General features: G+C 36.9%; 13 protein-coding genes and 2 pseudogenes. 13 read left to right on the forward strand and 2 right to left on the reverse strand.

Annotated features, from left to right (window positions below):
* Window positions 1–14: 14 nt before the first annotated feature.
* From CWATDRAFT_RS03115 to gmk, 6 genes and pseudogenes are all read left to right on the forward strand, one after another.
* Window positions 15–1,391 carry a hypothetical protein gene (locus CWATDRAFT_RS03115; protein ID WP_007303617.1) on the forward strand — a complete coding sequence of 459 codons (1,377 nt, stop codon included), beginning with the start codon at window positions 15–17 and terminating at the stop codon, window positions 1,389–1,391.
* Between the two features lie 144 nt (window positions 1,392–1,535).
* The gene (locus tag CWATDRAFT_RS03120) at window positions 1,536–2,009 is read left to right on the forward strand and encodes a type II toxin-antitoxin system Phd/YefM family antitoxin (protein WP_232286958.1); all 474 of its coding nucleotides are present in this window, start codon (window positions 1,536–1,538) and stop codon (window positions 2,007–2,009) included.
* On the forward strand, window positions 2,002–2,364 hold the full coding sequence (locus CWATDRAFT_RS03125) for a type II toxin-antitoxin system PemK/MazF family toxin (protein WP_007303619.1): 363 nt from the start codon (window positions 2,002–2,004) through the stop codon (window positions 2,362–2,364). The genes CWATDRAFT_RS03120 and CWATDRAFT_RS03125 overlap by 8 nt, the downstream gene beginning before the upstream one ends.
* A 167-nt stretch (window positions 2,365–2,531) precedes the next feature.
* Window positions 2,532–3,647 (forward strand): annotated as a pseudogene (locus CWATDRAFT_RS03130) (glycosyltransferase family 4 protein).
* A gap of 179 nt (window positions 3,648–3,826) precedes the next feature.
* Window positions 3,827–4,096 carry an extracellular matrix/biofilm regulator RemA gene (remA, locus tag CWATDRAFT_RS03135; RefSeq protein ID WP_007303622.1) on the forward strand — a complete coding sequence of 90 codons (270 nt, stop codon included), beginning with the start codon at window positions 3,827–3,829 and terminating at the stop codon, window positions 4,094–4,096.
* A gap of 19 nt (window positions 4,097–4,115) precedes the next feature.
* A complete protein-coding gene (gmk, locus tag CWATDRAFT_RS03140; protein WP_007303623.1) occupies window positions 4,116–4,670 on the forward strand; it encodes a guanylate kinase in 555 nt (184 codons plus the stop codon).
* 233 nt (window positions 4,671–4,903) lie between these two features.
* Here the strand turns inward: gmk and CWATDRAFT_RS38180 are convergent.
* Window positions 4,904–6,343 (reverse strand): annotated as a pseudogene (locus tag CWATDRAFT_RS38180) (NF041680 family putative transposase).
* A gap of 79 nt (window positions 6,344–6,422) precedes the next feature.
* Between CWATDRAFT_RS38180 and CWATDRAFT_RS03155 the strand changes: the two are divergent.
* From CWATDRAFT_RS03155 to CWATDRAFT_RS03175, 5 genes are all read left to right on the forward strand, one after another.
* Entirely contained in the window at window positions 6,423–6,818 is a 396-nt protein-coding gene (locus CWATDRAFT_RS03155) for a hypothetical protein (RefSeq protein WP_007303072.1), read from the forward strand.
* 171 nt (window positions 6,819–6,989) lie between these two features.
* Window positions 6,990–7,637 (forward strand): MotA/TolQ/ExbB proton channel family protein, encoded by a 648-nt coding sequence (locus CWATDRAFT_RS03160; RefSeq protein ID WP_007303626.1) that lies wholly within the window; start codon window positions 6,990–6,992, stop codon window positions 7,635–7,637.
* The gene (locus tag CWATDRAFT_RS03165; RefSeq protein WP_007303627.1) at window positions 7,621–8,025 is read left to right on the forward strand and encodes an ExbD/TolR family protein; all 405 of its coding nucleotides are present in this window, start codon (window positions 7,621–7,623) and stop codon (window positions 8,023–8,025) included. Before CWATDRAFT_RS03160 ends, CWATDRAFT_RS03165 begins: the two co-directional genes overlap by 17 nt.
* A 219-nt stretch (window positions 8,026–8,244) precedes the next feature.
* A complete protein-coding gene (locus CWATDRAFT_RS03170; protein WP_007303628.1) occupies window positions 8,245–9,072 on the forward strand; it encodes an energy transducer TonB in 828 nt (275 codons plus the stop codon).
* Between the two features lie 310 nt (window positions 9,073–9,382).
* Entirely contained in the window at window positions 9,383–14,092 is a 4,710-nt protein-coding gene (locus tag CWATDRAFT_RS03175) for a non-ribosomal peptide synthetase (protein ID WP_007303629.1), read from the forward strand.
* 128 nt (window positions 14,093–14,220) lie between these two features.
* On the opposite strand, the gene CWATDRAFT_RS03180 is transcribed toward CWATDRAFT_RS03175, so the two are convergent.
* Window positions 14,221–14,850, reverse strand: coding sequence for an SH3 domain-containing protein (locus tag CWATDRAFT_RS03180; protein WP_007303630.1), 630 nt, complete (start codon window positions 14,848–14,850; stop codon window positions 14,221–14,223).
* 169 nt (window positions 14,851–15,019) lie between these two features.
* On the opposite strand from CWATDRAFT_RS03180, the gene CWATDRAFT_RS03185 reads away from it, so the two are divergent.
* A complete protein-coding gene (locus CWATDRAFT_RS03185; protein WP_007303631.1) occupies window positions 15,020–16,315 on the forward strand; it encodes an RNA-guided endonuclease InsQ/TnpB family protein in 1,296 nt (431 codons plus the stop codon).
* A 295-nt stretch (window positions 16,316–16,610) separates the two neighbouring features.
* Complete coding sequence (locus tag CWATDRAFT_RS03190) at window positions 16,611–20,003, forward strand: non-ribosomal peptide synthetase (RefSeq protein WP_007303632.1); 3,393 nt, start codon at window positions 16,611–16,613, stop codon at window positions 20,001–20,003.
* Window positions 20,004–20,082: the final 79 nt, after the last annotated feature.

Consider the following 20,082-nt stretch of genomic DNA (forward strand, 5'->3'; position numbering starts at 1 on the left):
TAAAACCAACTATCATGTATTTAGCTAATTGGATATATAGAGAACAATCATTACAAGGTGGAGTTATTGAACAAAAGTTGATTACAAAAGCATCAGAATATCTCTTAAAACGTCGCTTTGAAGATCCTGATGATGCGGAACAAGCAGCAGGAGAATTTGTCCGTTTTTGTCGTGGAAGTGCTTGGGTATTTACTGATGTAGGAACTAATAGAGATGGAGATAATTTATATAAGTTTACTCATAGAACTTTCTTAGAATATTTTACTGCTTGTAGCTTAGTTAGAAATAGTAAAAGCGTAGAAGAATTATTTAATATACTATTACCAAAAATTGCTAACCAGGAATGGGATATGGTTTGTCAATTAGCATTTAAAATTCAAGATAAAAAGACAGAAGATGCGGGAGATGAGTTATTAGATAGTTTAGTAGATGAAATAGAAAAAGCTCAAGATAATCTAGAAATACAAGGTAATTTATTAGATTTTACTGTCAGATGTTTAGAGTTTATTGTTCCTAGTCCTAAAGTTACTAAAAAGATTACAAAAGCAACTATTGATTATTGTATTACTTGGGGATGTGTAGAAAAATCTGAGAGAGATCAGTATATTAAACCTGGAAATTTATTAGACAACTTGAGTGACTCATATCAAGAAAATATTTCATCTATTGTAGATAAAAGCAAATTAGTTTTAATAGATTATATCAACAACAGTGATAATGATCAAAAGATTTTAGCATTAGAAATTTTAGGGAAATATGATAGAAGTTTATTTGCTCCGATAAGTTTTGATATAAATTCAAGCTGTAAAATAAGTATTTTAAATTTACTTCAAAATAAGATGTTACCCTATACTTATAACTATCTTAGATATGAATGGATTTCAATTGATTATTTAATTAATCAGCATAGATTTGAAGGTTTATTTGAATATTATCCATATATTCTTTTTCCTAATACTTATATCTGTTCTATAGGTGAGGATTTGCTGACTGGAATACTAATAAGTAATTCACCAGAAGAAATGCAAGAATACAAATCATTTATGAACTCTTTTGCAGAAATAATAATGATTACCGAAAAACCAATTTTTAATAATCAAAAACAATTTCTGCTTATATCAAGTTTATTAGATGATTATTATTTAGGAAGAGATAAAGATATATTTTTTGATTCTCTTTTCACTTTTTCTTTACTCATAATGATTTTCACAGAATTTGAGACTTACCTGGAATTTGTTTCCGAAGCAGTTATAAGTGATTTTTCTTTTCTTTTTGAATTATTCGATTTTGCAGAATACGAAGGGGAAAATAAACCTGATATTTTTAATCATATTCTCTATACATTTATTGCTAGATACGAACCTCAATACATGGATAAAGTACAAAATTAATTAGATAATTGTAAATTTACACCGGAACAACAAGCATTAATTTGGCAATGGGTGAGAAGAGAAATTGACTTTGTTGAGAAACCTCAAAACTCAGAAAATATTGATTTTGAAGAAAACTAATGAATCAACTTATATCAGAGAAGATTGCAACCTAACCCATACTACAGAATTGAAAAAAGCCTTTATAATAAAAGAAAACAATTAATTGTAATTATGGAAACCATCTCAACCACTGAAGTTACCCAAACCTTCCCATCAGTCATGAGTAAGGTGCAAAAAGAACCTGTTATCATTCGTGAAAATGATTGCGAGGTAGCTGTGATAATGTCTATAGAAGATTATAAAAGATTAACTGAAGCAAATATACAGGAATTTCAATTATTTAGAAAAAATGTAGCTAAAAAAGCTCAAGATAGAGATTTTAAAAAAGAGGAATTAAATCAAAAAGAAACAACAGAAACGAACCCGATAATTGATCGCAAAACTTTTATAAAATTACCGATAGAAGAACGGAATCGCATTTTAAAAGAACAAGTAGAAGCAATGGAAGAATACTATAAAACAGATTATGAATGGCAAGATTGGGTTAATATTGATCTTGGAGACATTGATGAATAAAGATCCTAAACGGGGTGAAATTTGGCTGGTTAATTTAGATCCAACCATTGGTGTAGAAATCAAAAAAACTCGGCCAGCAATAGTTATTAATTCCAATATAATAGGTAAACTTCCTCTTAAATTAGTTGTCCCTATTACTGATTGGAAACCGGCCTTTTCTAATAACCTTTGGCATCTTCGTCTAACTCCCAATCCAGAAAATGGATTAAGAAAATTATCAGCAGCCGATGCTTTACAATTAAGGAGTATTGATCAAAGAAGATTTATCCGTCAATTAGGTATTTTGTCAACTTCAGATTTACAAGAAGTTATCACAGCGATCGCTATTATTATTGAATACCAACCACTGCTATAAATGCAACTAACACTATTCTCAGAAATCAGACTAACCACTGATTTACCTAACTATAATTTAAGTAAAAATTGTACAGAAATAAATCAAAAATTTGATAGTAAAACTTTTTTACAACAAACAGGATGCTTATGGTACAGTATTAGAGGAAAAATTAATTATATTATTAAATGTCTAATTACACCTTTGTTTTCTTAGAAATATTTTCCCAAGAAGGGGGAATACAAGCTTATGTTAAAGATGTCCTCAAAGCTTATTTATCCCTCATAGAAAAGTTTTCTAATGCACCAAAAACCGACATTTTTTTATTAAGAGATGCACCAGACTGTAATAACCCCTTAACCAGTGAATTAATTACTTATCATTACTTGAAAACCCTTTCCCCCTGGAAAGGAAGATTAAAATTAGCGATAAACTTATTAAAACATTTAGTCACAAACCGCCCTAAAAGAGTGTTTTGTGGTCATATAAACCTCGCCCCACTAACCCAATTTTTCTGTCAACCCTTGGGTATTCCTTACACGGTTTTAACTTATGGGAAAGAAGTCTAGAAAACCTTACCCAAAGCACAACAAACCGCTTTGAAAAATGCAGATTCTATCTGGACAATTAGCCGTTATAGTCGTGACTGTTTATGTCAAGCAAATGATATTAATCTTAACAAACTAGAGATTGTTCCTTGTATTGTAGATGGTGAACAATTTACCCCAGGAGAAAAACCCAGCGAACTGATAGAAAAATATAACCTAAAAGACACAAAAATATTAATGACTGTGGCTAGATTATGGTCAGGAGACATTTATAAAGGAGTAGATGTTACAATTAGGGCTTTACCAAAGATTGTACAATCTTTTCCTAATGTTAAATATGTTGTTATTGGTAAAGGAGACGATCGCCCCCGTTTGGAACAATTAACCAAAGACTTAGGGATAAGCGATCGCGTGGTATTTGCCGGGTTTGTTGCCAGCGAAGACCTAGTTAACCATTATCGCCTAGCCGATGCCTATATTATGCCCTCCCAAGAAGGATTTGGTATAGTTTACCTAGAAGCCATGGCCTGTAAAGTTCCCGTATTGTCAGGAGATGCTGACGGTTCAGCAGATCCCCTGCAAGATGGCCAGTTAGGTTGGCGAGTTCCCCATCGTGATCCCGATGCAGTGGCGCAAGGGTGCATTGAAATTTTGCAAAATAATGACAAACGCTGTCAGGGAGAGTGGTTGAGAGAAAAAACTTTGGCAACATTTAGCCCAGAAGCCCTGTCTAAAAAGTTAGCCCAATTGATTTAAGATCGATTGACTATTATCTATACAACAGGTTAATTGGAGGATAAATATGAGAAAAAGCTGAAAAAAACTGAAAAGTATCAACAAATATTACTTTAGACGTTGTAAGTCTCAATTTTAATCGATATCATAAGAAAAGTATTGTATTAATTACTTCTCACTTGGTATAACCCTCAAGCATTATGGAAAGCATACAACTCATCAACATTGGGTTTGGCAATATTGTTTCTGCTAACCGAGTTATCTCTATTGTTAGCCCAGAATCCGCCCCTATTAAACGTATTATCACCGATGCTCGTGAAAGAGGTCAACTGATCGATGCGACTTATGGTCGTCGGACTCGGGCCGTGATTATCACTGATTCGAGTCATGTGGTTTTATCCGCCATACAACCGGAAACCGTAGCCCATCGTTTTGTGGTCAATAAAGAAACCTCTCTCAACAGTAATTAAACTCTACTTAGCTAATTTTATGGCATCAGGAAAGCTAATAGTCTTAACCGGTCCCAGCGGTGTGGGAAAAGGTACATTGGTGCGCTCTTTATTGGTGCGTCACCCCGAACTCTATTTATCAGTGTCTGCAACCACTCGTTCTCCCCGTGAAGGAGAAATAGAGGGTAAAGATTACTATTTTTTAAATAAGAGTGCCTTTGAAACCATGATCGAACAAAACCAGTTATTAGAGTGGGCAGAATATGCGGGCAATTATTATGGAACTCCCCGTACTAAGGTTGAAGAAAAAATCGACCAAGGTTTAATTGTGCTTCTAGAAATAGAAGTGGTTGGGGCAAACTCCATTAAAGATAGCTTTCCTGATGCTTTAAGAATTTTTATCTTGCCTCCCTCACTAGAAGAGTTAGAACATCGTTTAAGAAGTCGAAAAACAGACACAGAAGAAGCAATTTTACGCCGTTTAGAAAGGGCAAAAGAAGAATTGAAAGTTAGTGAAGAATTTGATCAGCGTCTTGTTAACGATGATTTAGAAATTGCTTTACAAGAACTCGAAGGAGCTATTTTTTCTGATTAGACCTATTTCGTGACACTCAGGCTCTCCTAAACTTATGGTTATAAGCAAAACTTATGATTCGTAGGATGGGTTAGGCGCAGGGATGATTTTTCGGGAAACCTTATAATTGGACTTTGGACAAAAAAAATCGTTAGCGTATATTTTACGCTAAACTAAAATCCCAAAATATCGGCTCTGTATCAGTCAATAAAACTGGCTGACAAATAGGGCTAATCTATAGATTCTGAGGAAAACTAAGGAGCTTTTAAGTTTTCAGTTGATTTTTTGCTCCCTTTCTTGATAACATCATGACGAGTTCGTGGGGCTTTTTTGTAACCTTTAATACGTCCGGAAGAAAAACCTCGACGTTTGGGAAATTTGGCGAAAGTCCCCAAGGTCGTAATTATTCTTGAAAAGTCTCTTTGAACTAGACTAGGGGTGATTTTGATGGATTTATTAGTCTTCAAATACTGTTCCCAATCACGGGGTAAAACCACAGCTAATTTTCTGGCAGCCCACAAATTTACATAAGAAAGAAGTGTTAGTTTAAACCAATTTTCTTCATGATGTACATCGGGAGTTAAATAAGATGTCATCAATAATCTTTGTTTACCAAATCGAAAAAGATGTTCCATGTCATAACGTTGTCGATAACACTGATAACAATCAACTAAACTTAACTCATCGCGCCGAGAACCAATAACAATAAGCCACATAGGTTTCCAAATACTATTTCTTTCTTGATCTCTGACAACAATCTGGAGTAAAGTAAAGGGGTGATTGTTCATTTTATAGTTTTTAGTTCCTCTCATTAACATCTGTTTTCATCCCGAAATAGTCACTGTTAATTGACGACCTTTTTTCGTTGTAAAGGGAACATGATGAACTTCATCAGGTTCAGTCCAAGTTTGGTCATCTTTAAGGTCAAATTTATCCCCATACCAACGGGGATGTCCCGAAGTTTTGGCTTGATTTGGGTCCCGAATAAATTGACGATAAAAAACTCGGTCACTTCTAACTCTTGTAATAGTAACTACGTCTTCATGCTTAACTTGTTCCCCAATAAAATCCTTTTGGCTGTAGTCATTATCAGCCACTAAGGCAGATAATTTATCAGAAAATAAAGAACTTTGCCAGATTTTTTTTAGTTGTTGATTGCCTTGATTTACTCCTTTATGTTTAGAGGGGACTCGCTCTCCTGATAAGGGGACAGCCCAAGGGACTTTTTCTGTGTCTATTTGGTCAGGTAAAGCGCAGACAACGGAATAACAATGTCCAATATTAATGGGTTTATTTCCCTTAATTGGATTGGGGTAATGAATAAAGGTTTTATCCGCTAACGTTTCGGCAAACCGTCGTGGACAGGGAGTTGTGTCAATACCAAATAAGTTATAATGTTTTGAAGTGGGAGGAATTGTTCTCGATACCGCTGAAAATAAAGTCTCAATTCTCTGTTCATAATTAGGGTCAGTTTGAGTGGGTAAAAACTCTTGAATTCCTCTATATAAACTGTTATAATCTCTTCTAAATAAAGGATTGAGAGACAATTCAACGACTGAGTGAGCTTGTTGGTTACTGGAGAGGGCATCGAGTAATTCTATAATAGTTTCTTTTCTAGCTTTTAGTCCTTGGAAGAGGTTAGACCTCCACACCAGGAATTCCTCGACAGACGTAGCCGTTTCATTTTTGGTCATTTTTAAAATTTATTACCTTATAAATTAGCTGAATATATACGCTAACATCAAAAGAGGTTGTTTGTTACAGTTAAGGCTAATGTCATCACATTCCGAACTTAAGACCAGTCAAGATGTCCACCTGAGAGCCAAACAAATTAAGAGTCTAATTCGCTCTCTTAAACAGAAAATAAAGAAAATTGAACGGGAAGGGGAAGTAGCACCAGCTAATTGTCATATTATTCGTTATCAGGTTAATGGAAAGGGAACAATCTACTGGTATTATAAACTACAGGCTGCTGAATCAATTTTTCCTATGGCCACTAATAATGAGAAAAAAACCAAATATAAATATTTAGGACGAGCCGGAAGTTCTGCTCATATTGATGCTGTAGAAAAACTCACTAGAAGAAATCTCATTGATGAATTAGAACGAGTCATTCAATCTCTAACTGAAAGCTACTTAGATATCTATATTGGAACCGAAACTGAATGAAGCTATTTAATATTTAAAATCCCCTAAAAAGATGGAAAGAGAGTTTTTAAAATCACCTTAATTCTCTATTTTAGCTCTGGAGATATGTTTAGCGTAAAATTTACGCTAACAATTGTTTTTTGTCCAAAGTCCAATACTTAGTCAAAGCGACTCAAGATCGTATCTGTATCCATGACCAATTTTTTAGTTGCCGGTGGCATTGTTGCCTGGCCATTACTAGCATTCTCTCTCTTAGGAGTAGCTCTGATTATCGAACGTTTTTTGTTTTGGTTTCAGATAAAAGCTCGTGAAAAAAGAGTTGTAAACACTGTTTTGAAACTCTATCAAGGGAATGAACCAATGGCAGCGATCGCCAAATTAAAGAAAAATGCTGATTTACCCTTGTGCCGTATTTTTCTAGAAGCATTAATCCTCTATGATGCTACTCCCACAGAGTTTCGCTTAGCACTAGAAACAGCAACTCAAGGTGAACTCCCCCTCTTAAAACGTTTTAATACTGTCTTTCAAACTATCATTGCAGTATCACCGTTATTGGGACTATTAGGAACCATTTTAGGTTTAATGCGTTCTTTTGCTGCTTTAGATATTGGGAATACTGGCGGAACAAATACAGGTGCAGTGACTGGAGGTATATCAGAAGCTTTGACTTCCACAGTAATGGGGTTAGTGGTAGCTATTGCAATTCTATTATTTTCTAACTCATTTCGTTCTTTGTATCTCAAAGAATTTGCCCTAATTCAAGAATATGCAGGTCAATTAGAACTTTTATATCGTCGTCATTACGAAAAAGGAAATAAACCCTATGCGACTACCAGATGAAATAGATACTCCGGGAGAAATTAATATTCTGCCAATGATTGATATTATTTTTTCAATTTTGGCCTTTGTTATCATTTCTACTCTATCTTTAACCCGTTCCGAAGGATTACCGGTTGATTTGCCCTCGGCCAAAACCAGTGAACCTCAAGAAGTTAAACAAATTAATATTACTGTTGACTCTGACGGGGACATCTTTGTTGATCGTCAACCAACAGAAGTTGATAACCTAAAAACTTCTATTACTAATTTAATGGGAGAAGAAGAACAAATTTTAGTTGTTATTAATGGTGATAAAAAAGCAGAACACGCTATTGTAGTGGGGGTTATGGATCAGGTTCGCCAAGTTCCCGGGGCAAAGTTAGCGATCGCTAGCACTAAATCTGACTAACAGTGTACATATTGAAAATGGTGGGTTACGGTGCAAATAAAAACTTATAATGTTGTTATGAAAATTAAATCCGCAGCTAACCCACCCTACGATTGGGAAAATTTCCTGATTATTATAAATATGGGGAAAAACTTAACAAATAGGGAAGTTTTTTAGGTTTGAGTGATTAGTGAATAAAAATAAATTAGATTGGTTAGTTATTTATTTTCCTTGCCGCTTATGAGTCTATCAACATTTTGCGAGAAATATCGTAGTAAAAACGAAAAACTCCTCAAAAATATAACTGTTTTGGCATTGATTGTTTCGGGTGTACTCCATATAGGAGGAGCGATCGCACTATTTTGGCTAAATAAAAGTAACACCGAAAATGTGGCTCAAAAACCACCAGAACCCATCGAATTTCAAGTTATTGAACCGGAGCCTGAACCCGAAATTGCTAAAATTACCCCGGAACCAGAACCTATAGTTGAACCAGAACCTGAACCCGTACCAGAACAGGTTCAAGAAGCGCGTATTTCTACTAAGCAATTTTTACCCGAACCCATTCCAGAACCTGCTGCACCTCAACCTCAACCTATGAACCCTAGTCCTTCTTCTTCCTCCCCCCAACAAATACCTCTAGGGACACCCGGAGGTCAATCTTTGGGGGGTGTTTTAACTGGTACTCAAGGTACTGGTGCTGGGACTAGCGGCCAAGGGAACTCTCAAGGTGGTCCCATAGGTTCCCCTAATGGTTCGGGAACAGGAAATTCTCAGGGAACAGGTGATGGTAACGGACAAGGAGCATCATGGATATCCTTAAAATGTTTGAGTAATTGTCAGCCCCGATATCCTAGCAGTATTAGCCAAAAAGTGCCTGGCCGAGTAATTGTGCAATTTAAGGTAGAATCCGATGGTAGTGTTAGTAATGCTCAGGTTTTGGAGTCGAGTGGAAATAATATATTAGATCAAGCAGCTGTCTCGGCTATTAGTAAAATGAAATTTAGTCCCCCCAGTGACGGACGTTCCCGTAAAGCAAAAATGCCCATTGCTTACAACGTTAATTAGTGTTTCATAGCACGGCTCTCCAGTAGTTATGGTGATAAGAAAAATCTATACCTCGTAGGGTGGGTTAGGCGCAGGGTTGATTTTGATTAAAACACAATAACTTTTAGTCTGTGCCGTAACCCACCATTTTATTACGTAGTCTATTATATTTTTGGCAGCACAGCCATATCAGGACATAATAGTATTATGTCCCTACAAATATATCCTTGTCAGGGTTTAACACTGTGTTTTACCCTGAACCAACGGTTTTCACAACTGAAACCTGATTTCTATACTATAAATAAATTAGTATCAAAATAACGATTGTTAAATGTCTCAAAAAAAGTTAGATTTAGACGCATTAAAAAAGCGAATTGCGGCCTTACCTCCTGAAAAAAGGGCAATTTTTGAGGAACAACTAAAAAAAAGAAATTTACAAATTCCTCAACAAACTATTACAAAACGTTTAGATTCTGAAAATATTACCCTTTCTCTAGCTCAAGAAAGATTATGGTTTCTAGATCAATTAGACCCTGAAAATTCTGCTTATAATATTGCGATCGCTTGGCGTTTTACAGGCAATCTCAACCATACCATTTTAGAAAAAAGTTTTAATGAAATTATTAAACGCCATGAATCTTTAAGAACAAGATTTATGGCGGTTGAAGGAAAACCTGTTTTAGAAATAAACCCCCATCTAACTTTAACAATACCAAAAATTGATTTACAAGAATTACCAGAAAAGCAACGTAAAGAAGAAGAAAAACGTTTAACTAATCTAATAGCAAAACAACCTTTTAATCTAGCAAAAGGTTCATTGTTACGGGTTTGTTTACTTCAAATTAATGCTCAAGACTCCCTTGTCTTAGTCGTTTGTCATCATATTATTGCTGATGGTTGGTCACGGGGAATTATACTAAAAGAATTCTCTAGTTTTTATAAAGCTTTTACTTTTAATAAAACTGTTTCTTTACCAGGTTTATCTATTCAATATAGCGATTTTGCAGCCTGGCAAAAAAAATGGTTAGCAGGGGAAGAGTTACAAACACAGTTAAACTATTGGCAAGAAAAATTAGCCGATGTTTCTGTTCTTAATTTGCCCACAGATTACCCTAGACCTAATATACCAACATTACGGGGTGGTATTCAATCATTAACCCTGGATAAGTCTTTAACAGATACCCTTAAAACTCTTAGTAGAGAACAAGGAGTTACCCTATTTATGACTCTGTTAACTGCTTTTAAAATTCTGTTACATCGTTATAGTGGCCAAGATGATATTGTTGTTGGTTCCCCTATTGCTAATAGAAATTGGGCGGAAATAGAACCATTAATAGGCTTTTTTGTCAATACTTTAGTGCTAAGAAGTGACTTATCTGATAATCCTTCTTTTCTAACAGTTTTAAAGCAAGTAAAAGAAACAACCTCTCAAGCTTATAAACATCAAGATTTACCTTTTGCTAAGTTAGTAGATACCTTACAACCGGAAAGAGATGAAAGTCATAACCCTCTATTTCAAGTGATGTTTCAGGTGCAAAATGAAGCTTATCAACTACAAAATGCTGTTTCTCCAGAACTAGCAATACCTGGTTTAAGTCTCTCTCAGTCTTGGATAGAAACTGAGTCCACAAAATTTGACATGACTTGGCATTTAGTAGAAAGGGAAACAGGACTTTTAGCAGTAGTTGAATATAGTCTGGATCTCTTTAAAGCAGAAACTATTAAGCGAATGTTGGGTCATTTTCAGGTACTTTTACAAGAGATTATTAGTGATCCTCAAGCTCAAATTTCTCAACTATCTTTATTAACCAAACAAGAAAAAAAACAATTATTGTTTGAGTGGAATCAAACCGAGACTAAACAACTAGAAAATAGTTTTATTCATCAAATATTTGAAGAACAGGTTAAGAAAAATCCTGATAATATTGCTGTTACTTTTGGTCAAGAAAAACTAACTTATCAACAACTCAATAATAAAGCTAATCAACTCGCCCATCATTTAGGAAAATTGGGAGTTAAACGAGAAGTCAAAGTCGGTATTTTAATGGAGCGATCGCTTGACTTGTTAATCTCTATTTTCGGTGTTCTTAAAGCAGGGGCAGCTTATGTACCTCTCGATCCAACTTATCCCTTGGATCGCATTACCTTTATGGTAGAAGATTCACAAATAGCTGTGTTATTAACCACAATAAATAATAGTGTTGAGAACTTTAATTCTGTTACAACAATAAACCTTGATCAAGACTGGCCGCTTATTACTCAAGAAAGGGAAGAAAACCCCAATATTTCCTTATTTAGAGATAATTTAGCTTATGTTATTTATACATCAGGTTCAACAGGAAAACCCAAAGGAACCTTGATCACTCATCATGGACTGAGTAATTATTTAACTTGGGCGATCGCTACTTATCCAGTAGAAGAAGGTTCTGGATCTCCTGTTAATTCTTCTATTGCTTTTGATGCAACTATTACCAGTATATTTACACCACTTTTAGTGGGCAAAAAAGTTATTTTACTGCCAGAAACAGGAGAAATAGAAGCTTTAAGTGAAACTTTTATCCAAGAATCTTTGAGTTTAGTCAAACTCACCCCCGCTCATCTAAGTATTTTAAACCCTTTATTAACCCAAAAAGAAGAAATACCTCAAGGTCATGCTTTAATTATTGGGGGAGAAGCTTTATCCAGTAAAAGTCTAACTTTTTGGCAAGAAAAGTCTCCCAAAACTCGTTTAATCAACGAATATGGACCAACAGAAACCGTTGTTGGTTGCTGCGTTTACCAAGTACCTCCCCAAGTCTCTCACTCAGAAAATGTTCCTATTGGTCGTCCTATTACTAATACTGAAATTTATATCTTAGATCAATATCTACAACCAACTCCCATTGGGGTCCCAGGAGAACTATATATAGGTGGTTTGGGGGTAGCTAGAGGATACTTTAACCGTCCCGACTTAACCGCAGAAAGGTTTATTCCTCATCCTTTTACAAGAAGACAACCCACCCCATCCTCAAGTCGTTTGTATAAAACAGGTGATCTAGCTCGTTATCTATCAGATGGAACCATAGAATATTTAGGAAGAATAGATGATCAGGTCAAAATTAGGGGTTTTCGGGTTGAATTAGGGGAAATTGAAGGTATTTTAAGACAGCATCCCCAAGTTAAAGAGGCGATCGCAGTTGTTCAAGAAGATAACAATAAAATACCTCGTTTAGTCGCTTATGTGGTCGCTGAGTCGGAAATAGAGGAGCTAAGACAGTTTACCTCTGATAAACTTCCTGGTTATATGGTTCCCACCTTATTCCTAACAATGGATAGTTTCCCCTTGACAGTTAACGGGAAGATACACAGGAAAAAGTTGCCTGCAGCTGACTTTTTCCAGAGAAATGTCAAAAAAGAACTAATAGCATCTCGAACACAGCAAGAAGAGGCGTTAACAGAGATTTGGAGAGATGTTTTAGGTAAGATGGAGGTCGGTATTTATGATAACTTTTTTGAATTGGGGGGTGACTCTATCTTAGGATTACAAATCATTGCTAGAGCTAACCAAGTTGGTTTACAATTGACCCCAAGGCAGTTATTTCAACATCAAAATATTGCAGAATTAGCCTCTGTTGCCACTATTGCACCGAAAAACTCCGCAGAACAAGGTTTATTAACCGGTTTACTTCCTCTGACTCCTATTCAACACTGGTTTTTTGAGCAAGAATTACCTAACCCTCACCATTATAATCAAACGTTATTATTAGAAACTCTCCCCGATCTTAACCCCGACTATTTGCAACAGGCGTTACATTATATCTTAATTCATCATGATGCCTTAAGAATGGGTTTTAGACAACAAGAAACAATATGGGAACAGTTTTATGGAGATGTTGAGAATAATATTCCTTTTGCAACGGTTAATCTCGAAAGTTTGGCTGAAAAAACACAAAAGTTCGCTATAGAATCGGTTTCCGAGAAAGTACAAACCACCTTAAACTTAGGTGATGGTCCACTGGTTAGAGTCGTTTGGTTTGACTTAGGAAAAGGGCAAAAAAGTCGTCTTTTGTTTGTGATTCATCATCTCATTATTGATAGTGTATCTTGGCGAATTATATTAGAAGATTTTGTTACAGTGTATCAACAGTTATTAGAAAAAAAAGAGGTTAAACTACCACAAAAAACTACTTCATATCAAACTTGGGCTAACAAATTACTTGATTATAGTCAGTCCGAAAATTTAGATATTGATTTATGGTCAATGTCTAGAGAATTTTCTTTACCAACCGATAATGCAGTTTTAAATAATAATCAAGTGGAATTGGAAGATCGCCTTTCTTTAACCCTTACTGTTGAGAAAACTAAAGCTTTACAAGAAGAAGTAGGTACTGCTTATAATGCCAAAATAAATGAGATTATATTAGCAGCATTATATCAAAGTATTTATCAATGGACAGATCAACAATTGTTGAGAATTGACTTAGAAGGACATGGTAGGGAAGATATATTTGAAAGTGTTAATATTTCCCGTACCGTTGGCTGGTTTACCACTATTTTCCCCCTGGAATTAGAATTAAAATCTATGAATTCTTTGGGAGATTTAATTAAATTTGTCAAGGAGAAATACCGTCAGGTAGGTAAACAGGGAATTAAGTACGGTGTTCTTCGTTATTTAGGCTCAGGAATAGACAATAAAACCGAGTCTCCCGTCAAATTTAATTACCTGGGTGAAGTTGACAGAATTACGACTCAAGGGTTTATCTTAGGAATAGCAGAAGAGTCCACAGGATGGGTTCGCAGTCCCCAAGGAACTCGCAGTCATCTAATAGAAATAATAGGAGCATTTAGCAAAAAACAACTACAATTAACCTTTGTTTATAGTCGACAGATATATCGTCGTCAAACCATAGAAAAATTAGGACAAAAAGTTGTTAATAACTTAGAAGCATTTATTGTCCATTCTCAGTCTTCAAAAACTGCTGCTTACACTCCCTCAGACTTTTCTAAAGCAAACCTCAACCAAAAACAACTTGATAAATTTTTGGGGAAACTAAAGAAATAGTCATATTTTATACTTATTTTAAAGGGAGCGATCGCTGAAAAAGGAAATGCAAATTATTTGTCCAAAAGCTAACTATTTTGGCACAAGATGTCAAATATGTATAGATGCACCGAAATGCGATGGGCTGATTAGAGGGAGCCATCACTAGGGAAGATTATGAAGTCACTACGAATCCAACCAATGGCACCAGACTGCAAAAACCGAACTCGACACCAGTTGAGTTCGCTGCCGACGGTGTCTTGATCAATGACACATTCGAGAATGTGGACCTCATCTTTAGGTAAGCCGTAACCATTCGCGCGGGAGTAAACCGTAGGTGCCGTCCGCAGATTAATTTGGGTTCTAGCATCACGAGTTGTTAACGTTGCCACCCGAGGATTAGCAACCAATGCTGGCGGCTGTCCGTAAGAGCTGCTCGTATCCCAATAAACATAAAGCTTGGCACCATCAGGGAGGAGAAAGATTTGCCCATGGGTGCCCAAGCCCGCCTGACGATAGACGGCTTTGCCGTTCTCATCCACAAAATTACCGGGCCGATCCCCCACCGGGCTGAAGTCAAACACTCGCCCACTATCCAGCCGAACATCGATAAAGCCTTGGCGCTGCGAAAAGGTGCAGTTATGGGATAGCGATGGATAACTGTCGCCGGGGGCATAAATATCACAGTGAGCCGCTACCGTATCGGCCTTAGCGGCGAATGCGATGCCGACTGATGTCAGGGCGGTGATCGTGGCGGTGAGGATTGATCTAACTTGCATTACAATTTTTTAACAAAAATGTCAAAAGAAGTCCCTACCTAAAAATTCTATCAGAAGCTCCCATATTTTAGGTAGGGATGAATTTTGACCAGCATATTGACGTGCGACAGCACATCCTCTTGTTATAACTTAGACTACCATCTTGTTATTCTTATGGTAGAATCAATCTATGACTCTAACACTAAACTACACATACAGGATCTATCCTGACAATAAACAAGAGGCAATCTTGTCTGAATGGCTAGAAATTTGTCGCCGTTCATACAACTATGCTTTGCGTGAGTTGAAGGATTGGATCTCTAGTCGTAAGTGCCTAGTAGATAGATGTAGTTTGGAGTCAGAATATATCATGGCGGCAAGTTATCCTTTCCCAAGTTATCATCAGCAACAAAACCAATTACCAAAAGCTAAAAAAGTATATCCTGAGTTAGCTAAAGTCCCAAGCCAAGTCTTGCAAACTAACGTTAGAAGACTTCACGATGCTTGGGACTTTTTTCGTAATCGAGGGTTCGGCTTTCCTCGGTTCAAGAAATACGGACAGATGAAGTCTTTGCTTTTTCCTCAGTTCAAAAGCAATCCATTAACAGGGTGGCAGATCAAGCTACCCAAATTAGGGAAAGTCCAGATAAATCTTCATCGTCCAATTCCTGATGGTTTTGTTATTAAACAGGTAAGAGTCATTAAAAAAGCTAAAGGTTGGTTTGCTGTAGTTAGTATCCAATCTGATATAATTTTACCTGAAATAGAAATACTATTCGGGCATTTTCTTGGCCTTGATGTTGGACTTTCTAGCTACTTAGCTACCTCAGATAATTATGTAGAAAAAGGACGCAAATTCTTCAAGAGTGAATACCGCAAGTTGAAATTACTGCAACATCGCTTAAGTAGAAAAGATAAACGCTCCAAAAACTCCGAAAAAGCCAGAAAAAAAGTAGAAAAGCAACATAATCACATTGCTTTCAAACGTAAAGATTATCAATTCAAGTTAGCCCACAAAATCTGTGACATGGGCGATAGCATATTTATGGAAGATATTGATTTTCGTACTATGGCTAAAGGCTTTCTTGGAAAACATACCCTTGATGCAGGTTTTGGGCAATTTAGGGATATTCTGAAATATGTTTGCAAGGTTAGGGGAAAATATTTTGGACTGGTTGATCATCGGGGAACCAGCCAAACTTGTCCTAATTGCCGTGCAGAAGTCAGAAAAACCCTATCTGATAGGCTTCACGTCTGTCATGAATGCGGTTACGGAGTTGACTATCCTGTTGACCGTGACGTAGCTAGTGCGCAAGAAGTCTGTAATCGGGGGATAGAAACTACTACCCTGGGACTCAGGGAAAAGGAAACCGTCTGTCAAGTCGAGGTGTCGGGGGTGATGAGCCTAGATAACTGGCGTAGGGGAATACCCCTGTGGGCAGGAATATCCCGTCGTGAGTCGGGAAGCCCCACCCATAATCTGTGATTTGGGTGGGGAGGATGTCACAATATAAGCCTAATATAGCTGAAACTAACTAATTTTTGTCTCCCCCTTTTCCTTAAATACGAAAATACTACTTAAGATTCTTTCACTACATGGGAATCACTACCTCCTTTTGGACAGCAGGTTGAAGCAAAAACCTAGGTCGTGAGGTTTAGGAATCACCAAAGTTTTAGGGCGGTGGGGATGTGAACGAATTATATTATAATTTTTAGCAACACTATCAGGAATCAACCTCTAGGTGTCACGGATATATTCACATTCTAAATAGACTAATTTTATGAAAACCGTTGATGAATTTTTATCTTATCTCTATGGTTTAGAAGTTAAACTTTGGTTAGATGGCGATCGCTTACGGTGTAGCGCACCGGAAGAGGTATTAACTCCTGAACTCACGGGACAACTTCAAGGTAGAAAACAGGAGATAATTGAGTTTCTCAAAGAAGCAACACTCACAGTTGACGGTAAGTTAGAACCCATCGAACCAGTTAATAGAGACGGTAACATTCCCCTATCTTTCGCTCAACAACGTTTATGGTTCCTCGAACAACTACAACCAGGAAGTTTTACCTATCATATTCCTACGGCAGTCAGATTAACTGGTTCTCTCAATATTCCTCTCTTAGAAAAGAGTTTTAACGAGATTATTGACCGTCATGAAACCCTCTGCACCCATTTTACAACGGTAAACGGAGAACCAGTTCAAATAATTGATTCAACTTTAAATCTATCTATCCCTATCTTAAACCTAGAAGTTTTTGAGGGAAAAGAGCAAGAAAGCGAAGTATTAAAATTAGCTACTCAAGAAGCAAAAAAACCCTTTAATTTAGCAAAAGATCCCTTACTTAGAGTTACTCTCCTAAAACTTAATCCCACGGATCATGTAGTGTTATTAACCCTACATCATATTATTGCCGATGGTTGGTCAATGGAAATTTTAATTAAAGAGCTAACTTGTCTTTATGAAGCATTTTCCAACGGACAAACTTCTCCCCTTCCCCCTTTACCCATCCAATATGGAGACTTTGCTACTTGGCAACGACAACGACTTCAAGGGGAAAAACTAGACCAACAACTTGCCTATTGGAAGGAACAACTACAGGGCAGTTTTCCTGTTTTACAACTGCCTACTGATTTTGTTCGTAGCAGAATACAAGGGTTTCGGGGCGGAAATCAAACATTTAGCCTCTCTACTCAATTAACAGAGCAACTGAAAACCCTAGCTCAAAAAGAAGGTGTCACCCTATTTATGACCCTTCTAGCTGCCTTTAAGGTACTACTTTACCGTTACAGTGGACAAAAAGATATCATTGTCGGTTCTCCTATTGCTAACAGAAATAGAACTGAAATTGAAGGGTTAATCGGCTTTTTTGTCAATACCTTAGTTTTGCGGACAAACTTGACAGGAAATCCTAGTTTTCAAACATTATTAAATCAGGTGCAAAAGGTAACTTGGGGAGCTTACGATCATCAAGACTTACCCTTTGAAAAATTAGTGGAAGAGTTACACCCAGAAAGGGATCTTAGTTATAACCCTTTATTTCAGGTAAAATTTCGCCTAGAAAATGCTCCAACCGATTCTTATTCCCTGCCCAACTTAACTTTAAGCTCCCTCAAACAAGCTAACTCTACAGCTAAATTAGATTTAAGTCTAGATATGTACGAAACAGCAAACGGTTTAGTAGGGGGTTTTGAATATAATCAAGATTTATTTGCTCCAGAAACCATTGAACGGATGGTGGAACATTTTTGTACTCTCTTGGAAAGTATTGTTGATAATCCCACAAAACCCATTTCTGAGTTATCCATTTTGATGGAAACAGAAAAACGAGCCATATTATACGATTGGAATAATACGAATATCGATTATGATGAAAATAGTTGTTTTCATCAACTATTTGAGGCACAGGTAGAAAAAAATCCCCATGCAGTTGCTTTAATCTTTGAAAATCAATTATTAACCTATCAAGAACTGAATCAAAAAACTAATCAACTGGCCCATTATTTACAAAAATTGGGAGTGCAACCAGAGGTAAAAGTGGGGATCTGTGTGGAGCGATCGCCTGAGATGATTATCGCTTTATTAGCTATTTTTAAAGCAGGGGGTGCTTATCTTCCCCTAGATCCAGCTTATCCCCAAGAAAGGCTTGCCTTTATGGTAAGCGATGCCGAACTTTCTGTTTTATTAACCACCGAAACCTTAGCAGAAACCTTGCCTCAAACTGAAACTCAAATAGTTTGTTTTGATCGAGACTTAGAAACCATTAATCAAGAGTCAAAAGATAATCCTCTTAGTAACGTAACACCGCAAAATTTAGCCTATCTTATTTATACTTCAGGTTCAACCGGAACACCCAAAGGAGTTTTAATTAGTCATGGAGGGTTAGTTAACTTAACGGAAGATAAAATTAGGGTTTGTAAAGTTTCTGCTAATAGTTGTATTCTTCAGTTCTTTTCCTTTAGTTTTGATGCTTCTATTCCCGAAATTATCATGGCTTTGGCCTCTGGAGCAAAACTTTGTTTAGCTAAGTTAGAGACTTTAATACCAGGGCCTGCTCTCTTAAACTTATTACAAGAACAAAAGATAACCCATATTACTATTACTCCTTCGGCCTTAGCTAACTTAACCTTTACCGAGTTACCGGATCTAGAAATGGTTTTAGTGGGAGGAGAAGCACCATCCCCAGACTTGATCGAAAACTGGTCAAGGGATCGCCTCTTTATCAACGCTTATGGACCCACAGAAGTCACAGTAAACGCCAGTATGGTCCCCTGTGGTAATGGACATCCCACCCTTCCTACCATCCTTCCCAGTACCAATAAACAGCTTTATATTTTAGATTCCCATCTGCAACCCGTTCCTGTAGGAGTATTAGGAGAACTGCATATTGGGGGTGTTGGTTTAGCTAGGGGTTATCTCAAGCGTCCTGATAAAACAGCAGATGTCTTTGTTCCTAACCCCTTCAGTGCCATTCCCGGTAGTCGTCTTTATAAAACAGGGGATCTGGCCTGTTATTTGCCCGATGGTCGGATTAAATTATTAGGTCGTCTGGATAATCAACTAAAAATTAGGGGTTTTCGTTTAGAAACAGGGGAAATTGAAACTTTACTACAACAAAATACCAAAATTAAAGCCAATGTCGTTATTGGCAGGGAAGACACATCAGGAGATAAACGTTTAGTCGCTTACTATGTCAGTGAGAGTGATCCCATTCCAGTGGCCAGTGAACTGCGACAGTTTTTGAGGGAAAAACTGCCCGAATATGCCATCCCTAGCGCGTTTATTCCTTTAGATTCCTTCCCCCTCACACCTAACGGAAAAATCGATACTAAGTCCCTTCCTGCCCCCGATCAGGCTCGTTCTACAGGGGAGTGGATCGCGCCAAGAACAGCAACAGAAGAATCAGTGGCTAAGATTTTTGCTCAGGTGTTGGAAATAGAAAAAGTGAGTATTAACGACGACTTTTTTGAGTTAGGTGGTCATTCTTTGTTAGCAACTCGGTTAATAGCTCAATTATTAGAAATGTCTCCCGTTGAGATTACTATTATCGATCTTTTTGAAGCCCCCACTGTTGCCGGACTAGCTGAACGTATTGACGGAAAACAATTACGCGATCGCCTTCAAACAGTTGAGGAAGAGGTTACAGAAGAACGGGAGGAGATTGAAATTTAATAATCAATAATGGACAATTATCAATTGTCCATTATTGAACGTTTTTTATGCGTCGAGATTCAATTTTCTATAAACTTTT

The organism is Crocosphaera watsonii WH 8501 (genome assembly GCF_000167195.1).
Classification (GTDB): domain Bacteria; phylum Cyanobacteriota; class Cyanobacteriia; order Cyanobacteriales; family Microcystaceae; genus Crocosphaera; species Crocosphaera watsonii.